Annotated in this window: 15 protein-coding genes; 6 read left to right on the forward strand and 9 right to left on the reverse strand. The window is 68.2% G+C overall.

Annotation, left to right across the window (positions count from 1 at the left end):
- Positions 1-51: 51 nt before the first annotated feature.
- The 7 genes from H1343_RS02670 to H1343_RS02700 form a co-directional block, all read right to left on the reverse strand.
- A complete protein-coding gene (locus H1343_RS02670; protein WP_185984432.1) occupies positions 52-1,254 on the reverse strand; it encodes an alpha-hydroxy acid oxidase in 1,203 nt (400 codons plus the stop codon).
- Between the two features lie 53 nt (positions 1,255-1,307).
- Entirely contained in the window at positions 1,308-2,684 is a 1,377-nt protein-coding gene (gene ftsY, locus H1343_RS02675) for a signal recognition particle-docking protein FtsY (RefSeq protein WP_246333250.1), read from the reverse strand.
- 89 nt (positions 2,685-2,773) lie between these two features.
- Complete coding sequence (locus H1343_RS02680) at positions 2,774-3,055, reverse strand: hypothetical protein (protein WP_185985739.1); 282 nt, start codon at positions 3,053-3,055, stop codon at positions 2,774-2,776.
- Positions 3,056-3,090: 35 nt separating this feature from the next.
- Positions 3,091-4,377, reverse strand: coding sequence for a tRNA (N(6)-L-threonylcarbamoyladenosine(37)-C(2))-methylthiotransferase MtaB (gene mtaB, locus H1343_RS02685; RefSeq protein WP_246333258.1), 1,287 nt, complete (start codon positions 4,375-4,377; stop codon positions 3,091-3,093).
- Positions 4,374-5,252: a diaminopimelate epimerase gene (gene dapF / locus H1343_RS02690; RefSeq protein WP_185984434.1), complete on the reverse strand. Its 879-nt coding sequence runs from the start codon at positions 5,250-5,252 to the stop codon at positions 4,374-4,376. The genes mtaB and dapF overlap by 4 nt, the downstream gene beginning before the upstream one ends.
- Positions 5,253-5,297: 45 nt before the next feature.
- Complete coding sequence (locus tag H1343_RS02695) at positions 5,298-6,398, reverse strand: NADH:flavin oxidoreductase/NADH oxidase (protein WP_185984435.1); 1,101 nt, start codon at positions 6,396-6,398, stop codon at positions 5,298-5,300.
- A gap of 76 nt (positions 6,399-6,474) precedes the next feature.
- Positions 6,475-7,569 carry an endonuclease/exonuclease/phosphatase family protein gene (locus tag H1343_RS02700; protein ID WP_185984436.1) on the reverse strand — a complete coding sequence of 365 codons (1,095 nt, stop codon included), beginning with the start codon at positions 7,567-7,569 and terminating at the stop codon, positions 6,475-6,477.
- A 380-nt stretch (positions 7,570-7,949) separates the two neighbouring features.
- On the opposite strand from H1343_RS02700, the gene ffh reads away from it, so the two are divergent.
- The 6 genes from ffh to trmD all read left to right on the forward strand — a co-directional run bounded on the left by ffh (position 7,950) and on the right by trmD (position 13,218).
- Positions 7,950-9,509: a signal recognition particle protein gene (gene ffh, locus H1343_RS02705; protein WP_185984437.1), complete on the forward strand. Its 1,560-nt coding sequence runs from the start codon at positions 7,950-7,952 to the stop codon at positions 9,507-9,509.
- An 88-nt stretch (positions 9,510-9,597) separates the two neighbouring features.
- Positions 9,598-10,011: a 30S ribosomal protein S16 gene (gene rpsP, locus H1343_RS02710; RefSeq protein WP_185984438.1), complete on the forward strand. Its 414-nt coding sequence runs from the start codon at positions 9,598-9,600 to the stop codon at positions 10,009-10,011.
- 107 nt (positions 10,012-10,118) lie between these two features.
- Positions 10,119-11,612, forward strand: coding sequence for a sensor domain-containing diguanylate cyclase (locus H1343_RS02715; RefSeq protein WP_185984439.1), 1,494 nt, complete (start codon positions 10,119-10,121; stop codon positions 11,610-11,612).
- 60 nt (positions 11,613-11,672) lie between these two features.
- Positions 11,673-12,233, forward strand: coding sequence for a ribosome maturation factor RimM (gene rimM, locus H1343_RS02720; RefSeq protein WP_185984440.1), 561 nt, complete (start codon positions 11,673-11,675; stop codon positions 12,231-12,233).
- The gene (locus tag H1343_RS02725) at positions 12,230-12,532 is read left to right on the forward strand and encodes a putative quinol monooxygenase (protein WP_185984441.1); all 303 of its coding nucleotides are present in this window, start codon (positions 12,230-12,232) and stop codon (positions 12,530-12,532) included. Before rimM ends, H1343_RS02725 begins: the two co-directional genes overlap by 4 nt.
- The gene (trmD, locus tag H1343_RS02730; protein WP_185984442.1) at positions 12,532-13,218 is read left to right on the forward strand and encodes a tRNA (guanosine(37)-N1)-methyltransferase TrmD; all 687 of its coding nucleotides are present in this window, start codon (positions 12,532-12,534) and stop codon (positions 13,216-13,218) included. The genes H1343_RS02725 and trmD overlap by 1 nt, the downstream gene beginning before the upstream one ends.
- Here the strand turns inward: trmD and H1343_RS02735 are convergent.
- Both H1343_RS02735 and H1343_RS02740 read right to left on the reverse strand, forming a co-directional pair.
- Positions 13,178-14,113 (reverse strand): DMT family transporter, encoded by a 936-nt coding sequence (locus H1343_RS02735; RefSeq protein ID WP_185984443.1) that lies wholly within the window; start codon positions 14,111-14,113, stop codon positions 13,178-13,180. The two genes, trmD and H1343_RS02735, sit on opposite strands and share 41 nt — an antisense overlap.
- Before the next feature lie 266 nt (positions 14,114-14,379).
- Positions 14,380-15,138 carry a sulfite exporter TauE/SafE family protein gene (locus H1343_RS02740; RefSeq protein ID WP_185984444.1) on the reverse strand — a complete coding sequence of 253 codons (759 nt, stop codon included), beginning with the start codon at positions 15,136-15,138 and terminating at the stop codon, positions 14,380-14,382.
- Between the last annotated feature and the right edge of the window lie 181 nt (positions 15,139-15,319).

Genomic DNA, 15,319 nt, shown 5'->3' on the forward strand with positions numbered 1-15,319 from the left:
CTCGCGGGCATATGGGAGGCGATGGCGCCGATTTTCAGGCCGCGCCGATCCTCAGACGGTTCCGGGCGCAGCCGCCCCGCGCAGGAAGAGGGCGGGGTCGACGCCCGGATAGGTGCCCGGCACGAGCACGTCCTTGCCGACATTCAGGATGTCGCGGTGGCCGCACAGCGCCATCGTGACGTCGAGTTCCTTGCGGATGATCTCGATCGCCTTCTCGACGCCCGCCTGCCCGCCGGCGCCGAGGCCGTAGAGGAAGGCGCGGCCGATGAAGACGCCCTTCGCGCCGAGGGCGACGGCCTTCAGGACGTCCTGCCCGGAGCGCACGCCGCCATCCATCAGCACCTCGATGCGATCGCCCACCGCCTCGACGATAGCCGGCAGCGCGGCGATCGAGGAGAGGGCGCCGTCGAGCTGCCGGCCGCCGTGGTTGGAGACGATGAGCGCATCGGCGCCGCTGTCGGCTGCCCTCACGGCGTCTTCCGCGTCCATGACGCCCTTGAGGATCAGCTTGCCGCCCCAGTAGTCCTTGATCTCCTTCACGTCGTCCCACGACAGAGCGGGGTCGAACTGCTCGGCCGTCCAGGCCGAGAGGGAGGACATGTCCGATACGCCCTTGGCGTGGCCGGCGATGTTGCGGAACGTGCGCCGCTCGGTCTTCGACATCGCGAGGCACCAATGCGGCTTGGTGGCGAGGTTCAGGATGTTGGCGAGCGTCGGCTTGGGGGGCGTCGTCAGGCCGTTGACGATGTCCTTGTGGCGCTGGCCGAGGATCTGGAGGTCGAGCGTCAGCACGAGCGCCGAGCAGCCGGCGGCGCGCGCGCGGTCCATCAGCGAGCGGGCGAACTCCCGGTCCTTCATGACGTAGAGCTGAAACCAGAACGGCTTCGTGGTGTTCTCGGCGACGTCCTCGATGGAGCAAACGCTCATCGTGGAGAGCGTGAAAGGGATGCCGGCCTTCTCGGCAGCCTTCGCGGCGAGGATCTCGCCATCGGCGTGCTGCATGCCGGTGAGGCCGGTCGGGGCGAGCGCCACCGGCATCGCGACCTGTTCGCCGATCATGGTCGAGGCGAGCGAGCGGTTGCGCATGTCCACCGCGACGCGCTGGCGCAGGCGGATCGCGGCGAAGTCGGTCTCGTTGGCGCGATAGGTGGTTTCGGTCCACGAACCCGAGTCGGCGTAGTCGTAGAACATGCGCGGCACGCGGCGCTTGGCCTTGATGCGCAGATCCTCGATCGTCGTCACCGGTCTCGGCATGGCGTTCTCCCTCTTACGTGTTTCGCGCACTTGCGAGCCGCGAGGCCCTCGCGTCAAGCCGCGCGGCCGGCGATGGCGTCGGCGAAGTCCTTCGCCCTGAAGGGCTCAAGATCGTCGATGCCTTCGCCGACGCCCACGAAGAACACCGGCAGCTTGTGCCGGGCGGCGATGGCGACGAGGATGCCGCCGCGCGCCGTGCCGTCGAGCTTGGTCATCACGAGGCCGTTGACGCCCGCCACGTTGCGGAAGATCTCGACCTGTTGGAGCGCGTTCTGGCCGGTGGTGGCGTCGAGCGTCTGCAGGACGGTGTGCGGCGCGTCCGGAGTGCGCTTCTGCAGAACCCGCACGATCTTCTCCAGCTCGGCCATCAGCTCGGCCTTGTTCTGAAGCCGCCCGGCGGTGTCGATGATCAGGACGTCCGAGCCGTTGGCGACCGCTTCGTCATAGGCCTCGAAGGCGAGGCCCGCCGCATCCGCGCCGATCTGCTTGGCGACGACCGCCGAGTTCGTGCGCTCGCCCCAGATCTTCAGCTGCTCGACGGCGGCGGCGCGGAAGGTGTCGCCGGCGGCCAGCGTCACCTTCATGCCGCCGCGCGTCAGCTTGGCGGCGAGCTTGCCGATGGTCGTCGTCTTACCGGTGCCGTTGACCCCGACGACGAGGATGACGTGCGGCTTCACCGACAGGTCGAGCTCCAGCGGCATGGCGACGGGGGCGAGCGCCTTCTCCACCTCTTCGGCGAGGATCGTGCGCACCTCCGCGCCGGTGATCTCCCTGCCGAAACGGCCCTCGGACAGGCGGTCGGTGATCTTCGTCGCGGTCTCGACGCCGAGATCGGACTGGATCAGCACGTCCTCGAAATCCTGCAGCGTCTCCTCGTCGAGGCGGCGCTTGGTGAAGAGCGATGTGATCTGGCCGGACAACTGGCCCGAGGAGCGCGACAGGCCCTCGCGCAGGCGCTGGAACCAGGGCGTCTGAACGGCCGGGGCTGCAGGCGCGGCCGGCGCCGCCTCGCGCAGGCGCCAGCCCTCGGCCGGCGGCGGCGCGGGCACGGGCGCAATGCCGGGCGCGGCGGCAAGTGGCGTTTCCTCCATGTCGAGGCGATCGGGCGAACCGGCCTGTGGGTCCGCTTCCGGCTCGCCCTCCTCTTCGGGCTCCAGCGGTGCATCGAGCCAGGCGAACTCGTCGCGCCCGCTCTCCTCGTCGTCGGCATGCGTATGGGGCTCGCCAGCGGCGGCCGCCGGGGCGATCGCGCCGCCGTCTTCCTCGATCAGCGCCTCCTGCGCCTCGTCCAGGGCGAGGGGCTGCTCTTCCCCCACGGTCTCGGTCGCGGCTGCGTCCTCGTCGAGGAAGGAAAAATCAGCCTTCGGTTCCTCCGCGGGATCGGCCGGCTCGTCGAGCCAGTCGAATCCGGGCGAGGCGCCGGTCGGCAAGGCCTCGGACGCGACCTCGTCGTCCGTCTCGGGTGGCAGCGGCTCGTCGAGGAAGCTCGTTCCGGAGACAGTTTCCGGCTCTGGATCGCTCAGGATTTCAGAGTTTTTTTTTCCGTCGTCGCTCCGAGGGGAGCGGAAGCGGGCAGCGGCTCGATGCCACCTTCGTCCGGCGCATTCGGGTCCGCGCCGGCTTCGGTGTCCGTGTCGGTCGAGGCCGCCGCCGGGTGGTGAGCGTCGTTGTCCGGCGAGGCCGGCGTCTTCGCGCCGATGTCGGGCGCCGCGACGAGGTTCTCCTTCTCGGCGCGCCGATCGGCCTCCGGCGCCTGCCCGAAGGAGAAGATGCGACGGAAGAAGCCTTGTTGCTCGGCCATGGGGCGTTTCGTCCTCTCGGGTCTTCCGTTGTCGGTCAGGCGGCAGCGGCCTGGATCGGCGCGCCGACGAGGCGCGTCTCGTCCACGCCGGTGATGATAGCGTCCACAACCTCGCCGGGGAGGCCGAAGTTGAGTTTCACGAAGGTGAAATCTTCCGCGCGGCCGAGGCCCTCGCGCTCGACGAGCACACGCTGGCGCGTGCCGAGGCGGCTCTTCAGATGCGCCCGGACGGCATGATCCCCGGCAGTGCGCAGACGCGCGGCGCGCGCCTTTGCCACAGCCCGGTCCACCTGCGGCATGCGGGCGGCGGGCGTGCCCTCGCGTGGGCTGAAGGGAAAGACGTGGAGATGCGTTAGCCCGCATTCTGCAACGAGCTTCAACGTGTTGTCGAACATCGCCTCCGTTTCGGTCGGGAAGCCGGCGATGAGATCGGCGCCGTAGACGATGTCGGGCCGGGCGCGCCGCATATCCTCGCAGAAGCGGATGGAATCGTCCCGGCTGTGCCGGCGCTTCATGCGCTTCAGGATCATGTCGTCGCCGGCCTGCAAGGACAGGTGCAGATGCGGCATCACGCGGCGCTCGGACGCGACCGCCTCGACCAGTGCCTCGTCCGCTTCCACGGAGTCGATCGAGGAGAGGCGCAGGCGTTCGAGGTCGGGCACGTGGCGCAGGATCGACTGCACGAGGATGCCGAGCTTCGGCGCGCCCGGCAGGTCGGCGCCCCAGCTCGTCATGTCGACGCCCGACAGCACCACCTCGCGGTAGCCGTTGGAGACGAGGCGCCTGATCTGGTCCACCGCCGCGCCCATCGGCACGGAGCGCGAATTGCCCCGCCCGTAGGGGATGATGCAGAAGGTGCAGCGATGGTCGCAGCCGTTCTGGATCTGCACGATCGCCCGCGCGCGTCCTTCGATGGCGTCGACCATGTGGCCGGCCGTCTCGGTCACGCTCATAATGTCGTTGACGAGAATTTTTTCCTGCGCCGAAACGCCGAAATCAGGCAGGGCGCGATAGCTCGCGGCCTTCAGCTTGTCCTCGTTGCCGAGAACGGCGTCGACCTCGGCCATGTCGGCGAAGCTCGCCCCGTCGGTCTGCGCGGCGCAGCCGGTGACGACGATGCGCGCGTCTGGGTTCTCGCGCCGCGCGCGGCGCACGGCCTGGCGCGCCTGTCGCACGGCCTCGGCGGTGACGGCGCAGGAGTTGATGAGGATCGCCTTGCGGCCGTCCTCTCCGAGCCCCGCCGCGCCGGCCTCGCGCTTCATCACCTCGGCCTCGTAGGTGTTGAGGCGGCAACCGAAGGAGACGACTTCGACGCCGCTCATGCCGCGACCTCGTCGCGCGCGAAATCGCCGGTGACGGCGTCGAGCGTGCCGGACCATTCCCATTCGGCCGGGCCGGTCATCACGACATGGTCGTCGTCGCGCCATTCGATCAGGAGATCGCCGCCCGGCACCGTGACGGTCACGATGCGGCTTGTGCGTCCGGTACGCGCCCCGGAAACGGCGGCGGCGCAGGCGGCCGAGCCGCAGGCGCGTGTCAGCCCGACGCCGCGCTCCCAGGTGCGGATCGTCATCGTCTCGGGGCTCGTCACCTCGGCGATCGTGATGTTGGCGCGCTCGGGAAACAGCGGATGGTTCTCGAGCACCGGGCCGAAGCGGTCGAGCGCGTAGGACCAGACGTCCGCTTCCACCCAGAAGATCGCGTGCGGATTGCCCATCGACGCGACGGAGGGCGAATGCAGCACCGGCGCATCGATCGGACCGATCTGCAGTTCGATGGCGCGCGTGTCCGCGAATTCCTCTGACAGAGGAATTTTGTCCCACGTGAAACACGGTACACCCATGTCGACAGCGATCAGCCCGTCTTCGCGTTCGCGCGCGTCAAGGATGCCGGCGCGCGTCTGGAAGACGAACTCGCGGCGCCCCGTCTCGGCGGACAGCGTCTGCACCACGCAGCGCGTGCCGTTGCCACAGGCGCCGGCTTCCGATCCGTCGGCATTGATGATGCGCACATAGGCATCGGTGCCGCTGGTGACCGGATCGTGGATCGCCATGATCTGGTCGAAATGCGTCTCGGCGCGGGCGGCGAGCGCCCGTGCAGCTTCAGGCGTGATGCGGTCGGCGCGCGCGCGCATGTCGGCGACGAGAATCTCGTTGCCGAGCCCGTTCATCCTCGCGAAGGGAACCGGTGCGCTCATGGGCGCCTATATGGCAAACCCTTGGCCAAGACGCCAGCCGAGCGGCTATCCGGCGTCAAACAGCTTCTTGAGGCCGTGCGGCTGTGAGCGGTGGAACTGCGGAGGCGCCGTGATCGAGGCGCGGAGCTCGGCCGCCGCGTGCCAGGGCCAGCGCGGATCGTAGAGCATGGCGCGCGCGAGCGCGATCGCGTCCGCCTGGCCGTTTACGAGGATGCCTTCGGCCTGCGATGGCTCCGTGATGAGCCCGACCGCGATGACCGGGATCGAGACGGCGTCTTTCACTTTCCTTGCGAAATCGACCTGATAGCCGGGGCCGAGCGCGATCTGCTGGCCCGTGGAAACGCCACCCGAGGAGACGTGGATCGCCGCGCAACCGCGCTTTTCCAGCTCGCGCGAAAGCGCGACGGTCCCCTCGACGTCCCAGCCGCCGTCCACCCAGTCAGAAGCCGAAAGGCGGATCCAGACGGGCTTGTCGGCCGGAAAGGCCTCGCGCACCGCCTCGAACACCTCCAGCGGGAAGCGCATGCGGTTTTCGAGGCTTCCGCCGTACCTGTCGGTCCGCTTGTTGGCGAGCGGCGAGAGGAACTGGTGCAGGAGATAGCCGTGGGCGCCATGCACCTCGATGCCGGCAAGGCCGAGCCTGTCGGCGCGCCGGGCGGCCTCGGCGAAGTCGCGCCTGATCTTGTCGAGCCCGGCCTCATCGAGTTCGAGCGGCGCATTGTCGGCGTTGTTGTGGGGCACAGGCGAAGGCGCCACGGTCTGCCAGCCCTTCGGATCGCCCGGGGCGATCTGCGCCCCACCGTCCCAGGGGCGCGCGGTGGAGGCCTTGCGCCCGGCATGGGCGAGCTGGATCGCGACCGGCATGTCCGAATGCAGGCGGATCGAGGCGAGGGTGCGGGCGAAGGCCGCCTCCGTCTCGTCGTTCCACAGGCCGGCATCGGCATAGGTGATCCGCGCTTCGGGCGAGACGCCCGTCGCTTCGACGATGAGGAGCCCCGCGCCGGACTGCGAGAGCGTGCCCAGATGCATCAGGTGCCACTCGGTCAGCGCTCCGTCTCGCGCCGAATACTGGCACATCGGCGCGATGACGATACGGTTCTTCAGCGTCAGCTCGCCGATCGAGAGCGGCTGGAACAGATGGCTCATGAATGCCTCGGAAACTTGTGTCGTTGAGCTTCAATGTCGGCGCGGGGCGTGGCGGTTCAAGGTCTTGGCGGCGCGCTCAACTCTCCCAGTCGGTGCCGATCGGATCGCGCTGAAGTTTGCGGCCGCCTTCCTCGATCTCGCGAGCCTCCTGCCGGTCGTCCCGGTCGGCCTCGTCCGGCATCTCGACCTCGCCCTCCTCGTATTTTCCGAGCGCGAGCTTGAAATACATCGGGAAGTGATCCGACCCGGCGAAGTGCAGGCGCGCCATCTCCACGAGCTGGAAGCGGCGGTCGTGGAAGAGATGGTCGAGCGGCCAGCGCATGAAGGGATAGCGCGCATCGAACGTGTTGTAGAAGCCGCGCCCGACGCGCGGATCGAGAAGTCGCGAGAGGCGCTGGAACATGCGCGTCGTCGCCGACCAGGCGACGTCGTTGAGGTCGCCGATGACGAGGCAGGGCATCCTGTCCTTCTCGACGAGACGGGCCACCACCACGAGTTCGGCGTCGCGCCCCAGGGAATCGACGGCCGGCACGGGCGGCTCGGGATGCACGCAATAGAGCCGGAATGGCCGCCCGTCCTTCAGCTTCACCGTGGCGATGATGGACGGAATCTCGTCCATGACGAGGTATTTGACTTCCGGGTCGACAAGCTCGAGCCGCGAGAACAGGATCATGCCGTAGGCGTTGGCGAGCGGGTGGGAGACAACGTGCGGATAGTTCTCCCGCAAAGGCTCCAGCGCCTCGACCCAGCGCTGGTCCGTCTCCATGAAGAGGGCGATGTCGGGGTCGCAGTCGCGGGTCGTCGCCAGCGCCTTGGCGAAGTCACGGTTCGATTCCTTGACGTTGAAGGAAAGGATCGAGACGGTTTCCGGTCCATTCGGATCGCCCTCCCAGTTTGCCGACTGCTTGCGCCGCAGCGGCGTGAACTGCACGATCGCGAAGCCCTGTGCGACGATCGAGGAGATCAGCACCACGACCAGTATCGAATCGAGCGGCCCGTCCGGGAAGGCGAAGAGCACGGCCACGAGCAGGACGACTGCCAGGACGCAGATCTGCAGGCGCGGAAACGAAAAGACCCGCACGGCGCCGTGCGGGACATGGATGAAGGACACAACGGTCGCGAGCCCGACGAGTGCTGTCAGGACAAGAATGACGATCGAGCTGACGGCCAAGATATGCGTTTCCTATTCCCCGAGCGGACGGGGAAGAGGCGCCCTGTCCCGCTGAACACAATGCGTCTCACGCTATCGCGATCCGTCGCTGCCATGAAAACGCCGCGATGTGAAACGCGCAAGACTGTCCTGGGCGGCCATTCGCGGCCTTCTTGACTTTTTCGGCCCCGTGCGGTTGAAGTCCCGCACACATCCGCGACCCATGTCCGCGATCCGCCGACCGTGCCCCTCGACGAGAGCCGCACGGAGGCCACCCTCCGCCAGCGAGTTTCGCCCGCGGAGGCGTTCGGCTTTTGGCGGTGAGCGGCTCGCATCGGACGCGGTTCGTCACCATTCTGACGGGTTCTGGCCCGAACCCGCCGAGTGGAAAGGTATCGCCGATGTTCGCATCTCTCCAGGACCGCCTCGGGTCCATCCTGAACGGCCTCACCGGCCGCGGCGCGCTGTCGGAGGCTGACGTCTCGGCCGCGCTGCGAGAGGTGCGCCGCGCGCTTCTGGAAGCCGACGTCGCGCTGGAGGTCGTGCGCTCCTTCACCGACCGGGTGCGCCAGAAGGCGGTCGGCGCGGAGATCCTGAAGTCGATCAAGCCGGGCCAGCAGGTCGTCAAGATCGTCCATGACGAGCTGGTCGAGACGCTCGGCTCCGAGGGCGTGGCGATCGACCTCAACGCGCCGGCGCCGGTCACCATCATGATGGTCGGCCTTCAGGGCTCCGGTAAGACCACCACGACCGGCAAGATTGCCAAGCGCTTCACCGAGAAGCAGAAGAAGCGGGTCCTGATGGCCTCGCTCGACACTCGCCGCCCGGCCGCGCAGGAGCAGCTTCGCGTCCTTGGCGAGCAGACGGGCGTTTCGACGCTGCCGATCATCGCCGGGCAGGGCCCGGTCGAGATCGCGCAGCGCGCTTCGCAGGCCGCCAGGCTCGGCGGCTACGACATCCTCATCCTCGACACGGCCGGCCGAACGCATATCGACGAGCCGCTGATGGTCGAGATGGCCGAGATCAAGGCCCGCTCCACCCCGCACGAAATCCTGCTCGTCGCCGATGCGCTGACCGGTCAGGACGCGGTGAATCTGGCCCGCTCCTTCGATGAGCGCGTCGGCATCACCGGCATCGTCCTCACCCGCGTCGACGGTGACGGTCGCGGCGGCGCCGCGCTGTCCATGCGCGCCGTCACCGGCAAACCGATCAAGCTGATCGGCGTCGGGGAGAAGATGGACGCGCTCGAGGATTTCCATCCCTCGCGCATCGCCGACCGCATCCTCGGCATGGGCGACATCGTCTCGCTCGTGGAGCGCGCCGCTGAGAACATCGACGCCGAGCGCGCGGCGGCGATGGCCAAGAAGATGCAGTCGGGGAAGTTCGACCTGAACGACCTCGCCGACCAGATCGGCCAGATGCAGAAGATGGGCGGGCTCGGCGGCCTGATGGGCATGATGCCGGGCGTCGCCAAGATGAAGGACCAGCTCGCCGGAGCCGGTCTCGACGACAAGCTGCTCAAGCGCCAGCTCGCCATCATCTCCTCGATGACGGCCTACGAGCGCGCCAACCCCGACGCGCTGAAGCATTCGCGCAAGAAGCGCATCGCGAGCGGTTCGGGCACTTCCTCGGCCGACATCAACAAGCTTCTGAAGATGCACCGCCAGATGGCGGACATGATGAAGTCGATGGGCGGCAAGGGCGGCAAAGGCGCCGGCATCATGGGCAAGCTCATGGGCGGGCTCGGCGCCAAGATGGGGATGCCCGGCGGCGGTCTGCCCGGCGGCATGCCCGACCTGTCCAAAATGGATCCCAAGCAGCTCGAGGCGATGGCCAAGGCCATGCAGGGCGGCGCGGGCGGGGGCGGGCTGCCGCCGCTGCCCCCCGGCTTCGGAGCCGGCGGCGGTCTGCCGGGGCTCCCGGGCGGAGGCTTCCCGGGCCTTCCCGGCAAGAAGAGATAAGGCGCCGCGAGGCGCTTTCGAACCACAGACAGAACCCGAACAGCGAAGACCCGCCGCAAGGCGGCCGAACAACCAAGGAAGAACGACAATGTCCCTGAAGATCCGCCTGGCGCGCGCCGGCTCCAAGAAGCGCCCCTACTACCACATCGTCATCGCCGACGCCCGCTCGCCGCGTGACGGCCGCTTCATCGAGCAGGTCGGCTCGTGGAACCCGATGCTGCCGAAGGACGCCGAGCGCGTGACGCTCAAGGACGAGCGCATCAAGCATTGGCTCGGCGAGGGCGCCCAGCCGACCGACCGCGTGCTGCGTTTCCTCGACAAGGCCGGCATCGCCAACCGCGCGGAGCGCTCCAACCCGACGAAGGCGCTTCCCGGTAAGAAGGCGCAGGAGCGCGAGGCCGAGCGCAAGCAGCGCGAGGAGGACGCCAAGGAGGCGGCTGCTGCCGCCGCTGCCCAGGCGGAAGCTCCGGCCGCCGCCGAGGGCGAGGAAGCTTCGGCCTGACGCTGCGGCAGATCGCATAATCGACTTCGAGAGCGGCGCCTTCAGGCGCCGTTCGTCTTTTACAGACTATAGTCTCGATGATTCGAATCGAGGGGCGAGACGGCCGTATGTCGAAACCGCATGCCGCAACCCAGGTCCTTGCGAAGGCGGAGACGGACCTGTTCGAACTCGCACCGATCGCGCTGTGGCTGGAGGACTATTCCGACATCCGTGCGCTCTTCGACGAATGGCGCGCGGCGGGCGTCACCGACCTTCGCGCCCATCTGGCCGCCGACGCCTCGCGCGTTCACGCCTGTTCGAGGGCGATCCGCATCCTAGCGGTCAATTCCCGCACGCTCGAACTCTACGAGGCCGAGGACGAGGCGCAGCTGAGGGCCAATCTCGACCGCGTCTTCGCTGGCGAGATGCAGCAGACGCATGTCGAGGAACTGGTCCAGCTCTGGAGCGGGGCGACGGGCTTCACCAGCCACGCCGTCAACCACACGCTGACCGGCCGGCGGCTCGACATCCAGCTCAAGGCGCGAATCCTGCCGGGCCATGAGGGCGACTGGGCCCGCGTCCTTCTTTCCACCGAGGACGTCAGCGAGCGCGAGGAGGCCCGCCGGCGCCTCGCGCGCTCTGACGCCTATGCGCGCGGCCTGTTCGAGCATTCGCCGATCTCGCTCTGGGTCGAGGATTTCTCGGCGATCAAGCGGCTGATCGAGGAGGTGCGCTCGCGCGGCGTCGAGGACTTCCGCACCTTCACCGACGTCCATCCCGACTTCGTTGCCCGCTGCATGAGCGAAATCCGCGTCATCGACGTCAACCGCCATACGCTGGACCTGTTCGCGGCACCGTCCAAGGCCGTGCTCCTGTCGCGGCTCGGCGAGGTTTTCCGCGACGGGATGGAGACCCATTTCCGCGAGCAACTCATCGACTTGTGGAATGGCAAGCTCTTCCAGAGCCGCGAGGTGATGAACTACACGCTGAACGGCGACGAGCTGCATGTCCACATGCAGTTCTCCGTGCTGCCGGGCAACGAGCACGACTGGTCCCTCGTGCAGGTGGCCCTCACCGACATCACGGCCCGCAAGAAGGCCGAGGCCTATCTTGAATATCTCGGCAAGCATGACGTCCTGACCAAGATCTACAACCGCTCCTTCCATGCCGACGAGCTGAACCGGCTGGAGCGCAAGGGGCCGTGGCCGGTGACGGTGATCATCGCCGACCTCAACGGGCTGAAGGAGGTGAACGACGGCCTCGGCCACGCGGCGGGCGACGCGCTCTTGCGCCGGGCCGGCGAGGTCCTCAGCGAAGCGGTATCCAAGCCTTCCCACGCGGCGCGCATCGGTGGCGACGAATTCGCCATCCTGATGCCGGCCAGCACGGAGGCCGACGGCGCGCTGCTCATCGAGGAGATCGAGAAGCTCGTCGCGGTCAACAATTCCTTCTATCCCGGCACGCCGCTCGTCTTCTCGCTGGGCGCGGCGACGGCCGAGCGCGGCGAGCGGCTGGAGGACACGGTGAAGGTTGCGGATGCGCGCATGTACGAGGCCAAGCGGCGCTACTATGCCGAGGAAGCACCCGAGCGGCGGCGCAGCTTCGGCGTGCCGCAGGCTTGACCGCACGCCCGGCCTGCGGCCAGAAGCAGCGGTTCCGATTTCTGCGACCCGAGATCCGCCTTGGCTGACAGCGCCCCGACCAACCCCGTCCTCCTCGCCACGATCGGCGGCGCCCACGGCATCCGCGGCGAGGTGCGCGTGCGCTCCTTCACCGAGGACCCGGAGGAGATCGGGGCCTACGGGCCTCTCTTCGACGGCAAGGGCCGGCGCTTCACCGTCAAGAGCGCCCGCGCCCAGAAGAACGTCGTCGTGGTGCGGTTCGCCGAAGTGGGCGACCGCAACGCCGCCGAGGCGCTGAACGGCACCGAACTCTTCGTCGACCGCTCCGTGCTGCCGGCCGAGGGCGAGGACGAGTTCTATCTTTCCGACCTCGTCGGGCTCGTGGCCCGCACCACCGGCGGCGCGGTGATCGGCGAGATCGTCGCCTTCCACGATTTCGGCGCCGGTGACATCCTCGAGATCGCGCCCGAGGGCGGCGCGAGCACGATGATTCCGTTCACCAAGGAAGCGGTGCCGGAGATCGACCTCGACCTCGGCTTCATCCTGGTCGAGCCGGTCGCGGCTGGGCTGGAGGGCGCGGTCGAAGTCCGGGAAGGCGACGGAGAGGGAGAAGACGCATGATCGTCGTCGCGGGCTATCTGAGGTTTTCGCCCGAGACGCTGGATTCCCTGCGTCCGCTTGCCCGCGAGACGGTGGAGATGACGCGCGCCGAAGCGGGCTGCATCGTCTACGCCTTCAGCGAGGACATGGCCGAGCCGGGGCTCCTGCGCATCTACGAGGAATGGCAAAGCGCCGCGCATCTCGACGCGCACGGGCAGACGCCGCACATCGCGGCCTGGCGCGCCGCGCTCGCCGAGGTCGAGATCATCGATCGCGAGCTGAAGCGCGTTGCCGTCGACGGCTTCTCGCCCTTCGCCTGATGCCGTTCCGCGCTTCCCTCGTGACGCTCTACCCGGAGATGTTTCCCGGACCTCTCGGCGTCTCGCTCGCCGGCAAGGCGCTGGCGCGGGGCGACTGGTCTCTCGACACGACCCACATCCGCGAGTTCGGCGAGGGCAGGCATCGCATGGTGGACGACACGCCGTCCGGCGGTTCGGCCGGCATGGTGCTGCGCGCCGACGTCCTGGCGCGCGCCATCGACGCGGCGTCCCCCGAGGGCGACACGCGACCGCGGCTCCTGATGAGCCCGCGCGGGCGCCCGCTCGATCAGCGCCTCGTGCGCGAACTGGCGGCCGGCGAGGGCGCCGTGATCGTCTGCGGGCGCTTCGAGGGCGTCGACGAGCGGGTGATCGAGGGGCGCGGGCTGACCGAGGTCTCGATCGGCGACTATGTGCTCTCCGGCGGCGAGATGGCGGCGCTGGTGCTTCTCGACGCGGTGGTGCGGCTCCTGCCTGGCGTGATGGGCAACGCCGCCTCCGGCGAGACGGAGAGCTTCGAGGGCGGGCTCCTGGAACACCCGCACTACACGCGGCCCGCCGTTTGGGAGGGACGCGAGATCCCGGCGGTTCTCTCCTCCGGCGATCATGGCGCGGTGGAGCGCTGGCGCCGCGATCAGGCCGAGCGGCTCACCGCCGAGCGCCGTCCCGATCTTCTGCGCCGCCGCTGACGGATTTTCTGCGCGGCGTCCAGATCGAGACGAGGCGCCTTTCGCGCGGCATGCGCACCTTCTCGCGCAGCCATGTGAGGAGGCCGGCGAAAATGATGATCGCGATGCCCACGAAGGACAGGGCGTCCACCGGCTGGTCGAAGACGAAATAGGTGAAGGCGACGGCCCACAGCATCTGCGAGTATTGCGGCGGGGCGACCTGGCTCGCTTTGGCGCGGCCGGCGGCGATCATCAGCGTGGCCTGCGCGACGGCAGCCAGAAGGCCGTAGGACAGGAGCCACATGACCTGCCGCCCGTCCGGCATGGTGAAGGTCGGCGCCATCAGCGCGCCGTTGATGAGAAACGGGCCGACGAGCCCGGCGCCGAAGAGCGAGATGCGCTTCTCGCGCGTGCCGAGATACCGGTAGATCACCACGGAGACGGCGGCGGCGAGCCCGGCGAAGATCGCCGCGACATGGCCGATGTCGAGGACGCGGAAGCCGGGCCGCAGGACGACGAGGACGCCGACGAAGCCGAGGACGACGGCCGCCCAGCGCCAGGGACCGACCTCCTCCTTCAGGAACACCACCGACAGGATGGTGACGAAGAGCGGCATCAGGAAGATCAGCGCGAAGGCTTCGGGCATGGGCAGGCGCGTGAAGGCGACGACGCTTGTCAGCATGCCGACCGTCATCATGACGCCGCGGGTGATCCAGAGCGGCCAGCTCACGGTGGAAAAGATGTCGGAAAGCTTCTCGCCGCGCGCGGCGACGACCGGCAGGAGCAGGAAGCCGAGGAGCGAGCCGGTGAAGGCGACCTGCGCGGAGGGGATCGTGCCGTAGAGCAGCTTGATCGAGGCGTCCGACATCGCGAACAGGCCGTAGGCGACGAAGGCGAGGAAGACGCCGTTGGTCATGGTTGGAGCCTTTCGGGCTGATCCGGAACCGCTCTGCGTCCCGTCCATCCGGTTTGCGGCCGTCGGTTGCCCGCGAGCGTCGGCTTGCTCGGCCGTAGTCCCGCTGCAATCATCGCAACCCTCATCGCGGATCGGCCTGAACGGCTCCCGTCGCCGCTGGATGTTTCGGACGATGACTGCCCGAAGCCCCCGCCGCCCGCAAGCTGCCGGATCGCATGGCGGCCCTGCGCCCGCCGCCAGGCTGCAGCCGGGATCGGCGGACGGGTCTACATACTGATAAAATAGTAGGCCGAGAGCAGAAGCCCGATGACGACGACGAGGGCGCGCACATAGGCCTGTGGCACGCGCTTGGCGATCCACACGCCGCCGTAGCCGCCGAGCGCGACGCCAGGCATCGCCGAAAGGGCGTAGGTCCAGGCCACGATGCCGCCGGAGACGAAGACGAGGATGGCCACGAGCGAGATGACGTTGGAGAGGAGGTTCTTGATCGAGTTCAGCCTGTGGTACTCGCCGCGGACGGTCAGCCCGAGGGTGGCGAGCATGATGATGCCCATGCCCGCCTGGAAGAAGCCGCCGTAGATCGCGGTGAAGAACTGGACGACCGGGCTCTTCCAGTCCGCCCCGGAGGAGGGCGTGGCGTCCTGCGGTCGGGGGGCGGGCTTCAGATAGGGGCCCGCGGCAAAGACCGCCGTGGCCGCCAGCAGGAGCCACGGGACGAGAACTCTGAACTGCGCGTTGTCGAGCGACACGAGAATGAAGGCGCCGGCAGCGGCGCCGAACATCGAGACGAGCGCGAGGACGAGGGCGCTGCGCCAGATCTTCTTCAGATCGCTCCAGTAGGCGAGCGTCGAGGTGACGTAGCCGGGGAACTGCGATACCGCCGAACTCGCCGAGGCCGAGATCGGCGGCAGGCCGGCCAGCGTGTAGGCCCCGAAGGTGAGGAAAGTGCCTCCGCCCGCGATGGCGTTGATCGCACCCGCCAAAAGGCCGGCAACGAACAGAAATGCGATCGTCAATACATCCATCGACAGGCTCGGCTCCCTCGGGCGAAGCGTGCGAGCCGCCCTCTCCACCGCGGGATTATCGCGCGCCCGCCATGCGGGCAACCTCGGGCGGCGGCGATTTCGACCGAGAGGCGGCCGCTCTCGACAAATGCCGACGGCGCGTGTAAGAGCGCGCGTCCCTCCTCGACAAAAACTTGACCGT

Source organism: Aureimonas mangrovi, assembly GCF_014058705.1.
In the GTDB taxonomy this organism is placed as follows: domain Bacteria; phylum Pseudomonadota; class Alphaproteobacteria; order Rhizobiales; family Rhizobiaceae; genus Aureimonas; species Aureimonas mangrovi.

Excerpts from the sequence above, each read along its gene's own strand:
- H1343_RS02670 (WP_185984432.1), bottom strand. The coding sequence starts at position 1,254 with ATGCCGAGACCGGTGACGACGATCGAGGATCTGCGCATCAAGGCCAAG.
- H1343_RS02680 (WP_185985739.1), bottom strand. The coding sequence starts at position 3,055 with ATGGCCGAGCAACAAGGCTTCTTCCGTCGCATCTTCTCCTTCGGGCAG.
- mtaB (WP_246333258.1), bottom strand. The coding sequence starts at position 4,377 with ATGAGCGGCGTCGAAGTCGTCTCCTTCGGTTGCCGCCTCAACACCTAC.
- dapF (WP_185984434.1), bottom strand. The coding sequence starts at position 5,252 with ATGAGCGCACCGGTTCCCTTCGCGAGGATGAACGGGCTCGGCAACGAG.
- H1343_RS02695 (WP_185984435.1), bottom strand. The coding sequence starts at position 6,398 with ATGAGCCATCTGTTCCAGCCGCTCTCGATCGGCGAGCTGACGCTGAAG.
- ffh (WP_185984437.1), top strand. The coding sequence starts at position 7,950 with ATGTTCGCATCTCTCCAGGACCGCCTCGGGTCCATCCTGAACGGCCTC.
- rpsP (WP_185984438.1), top strand. The coding sequence starts at position 9,598 with ATGTCCCTGAAGATCCGCCTGGCGCGCGCCGGCTCCAAGAAGCGCCCC.
- H1343_RS02715 (WP_185984439.1), top strand. The coding sequence starts at position 10,119 with ATGTCGAAACCGCATGCCGCAACCCAGGTCCTTGCGAAGGCGGAGACG.
- H1343_RS02725 (WP_185984441.1), top strand. The coding sequence starts at position 12,230 with ATGATCGTCGTCGCGGGCTATCTGAGGTTTTCGCCCGAGACGCTGGAT.
- trmD (WP_185984442.1), top strand. The coding sequence starts at position 12,532 with ATGCCGTTCCGCGCTTCCCTCGTGACGCTCTACCCGGAGATGTTTCCC.
- H1343_RS02735 (WP_185984443.1), bottom strand. The coding sequence starts at position 14,113 with ATGACCAACGGCGTCTTCCTCGCCTTCGTCGCCTACGGCCTGTTCGCG.
- H1343_RS02740 (WP_185984444.1), bottom strand. The coding sequence starts at position 15,138 with ATGGATGTATTGACGATCGCATTTCTGTTCGTTGCCGGCCTTTTGGCG.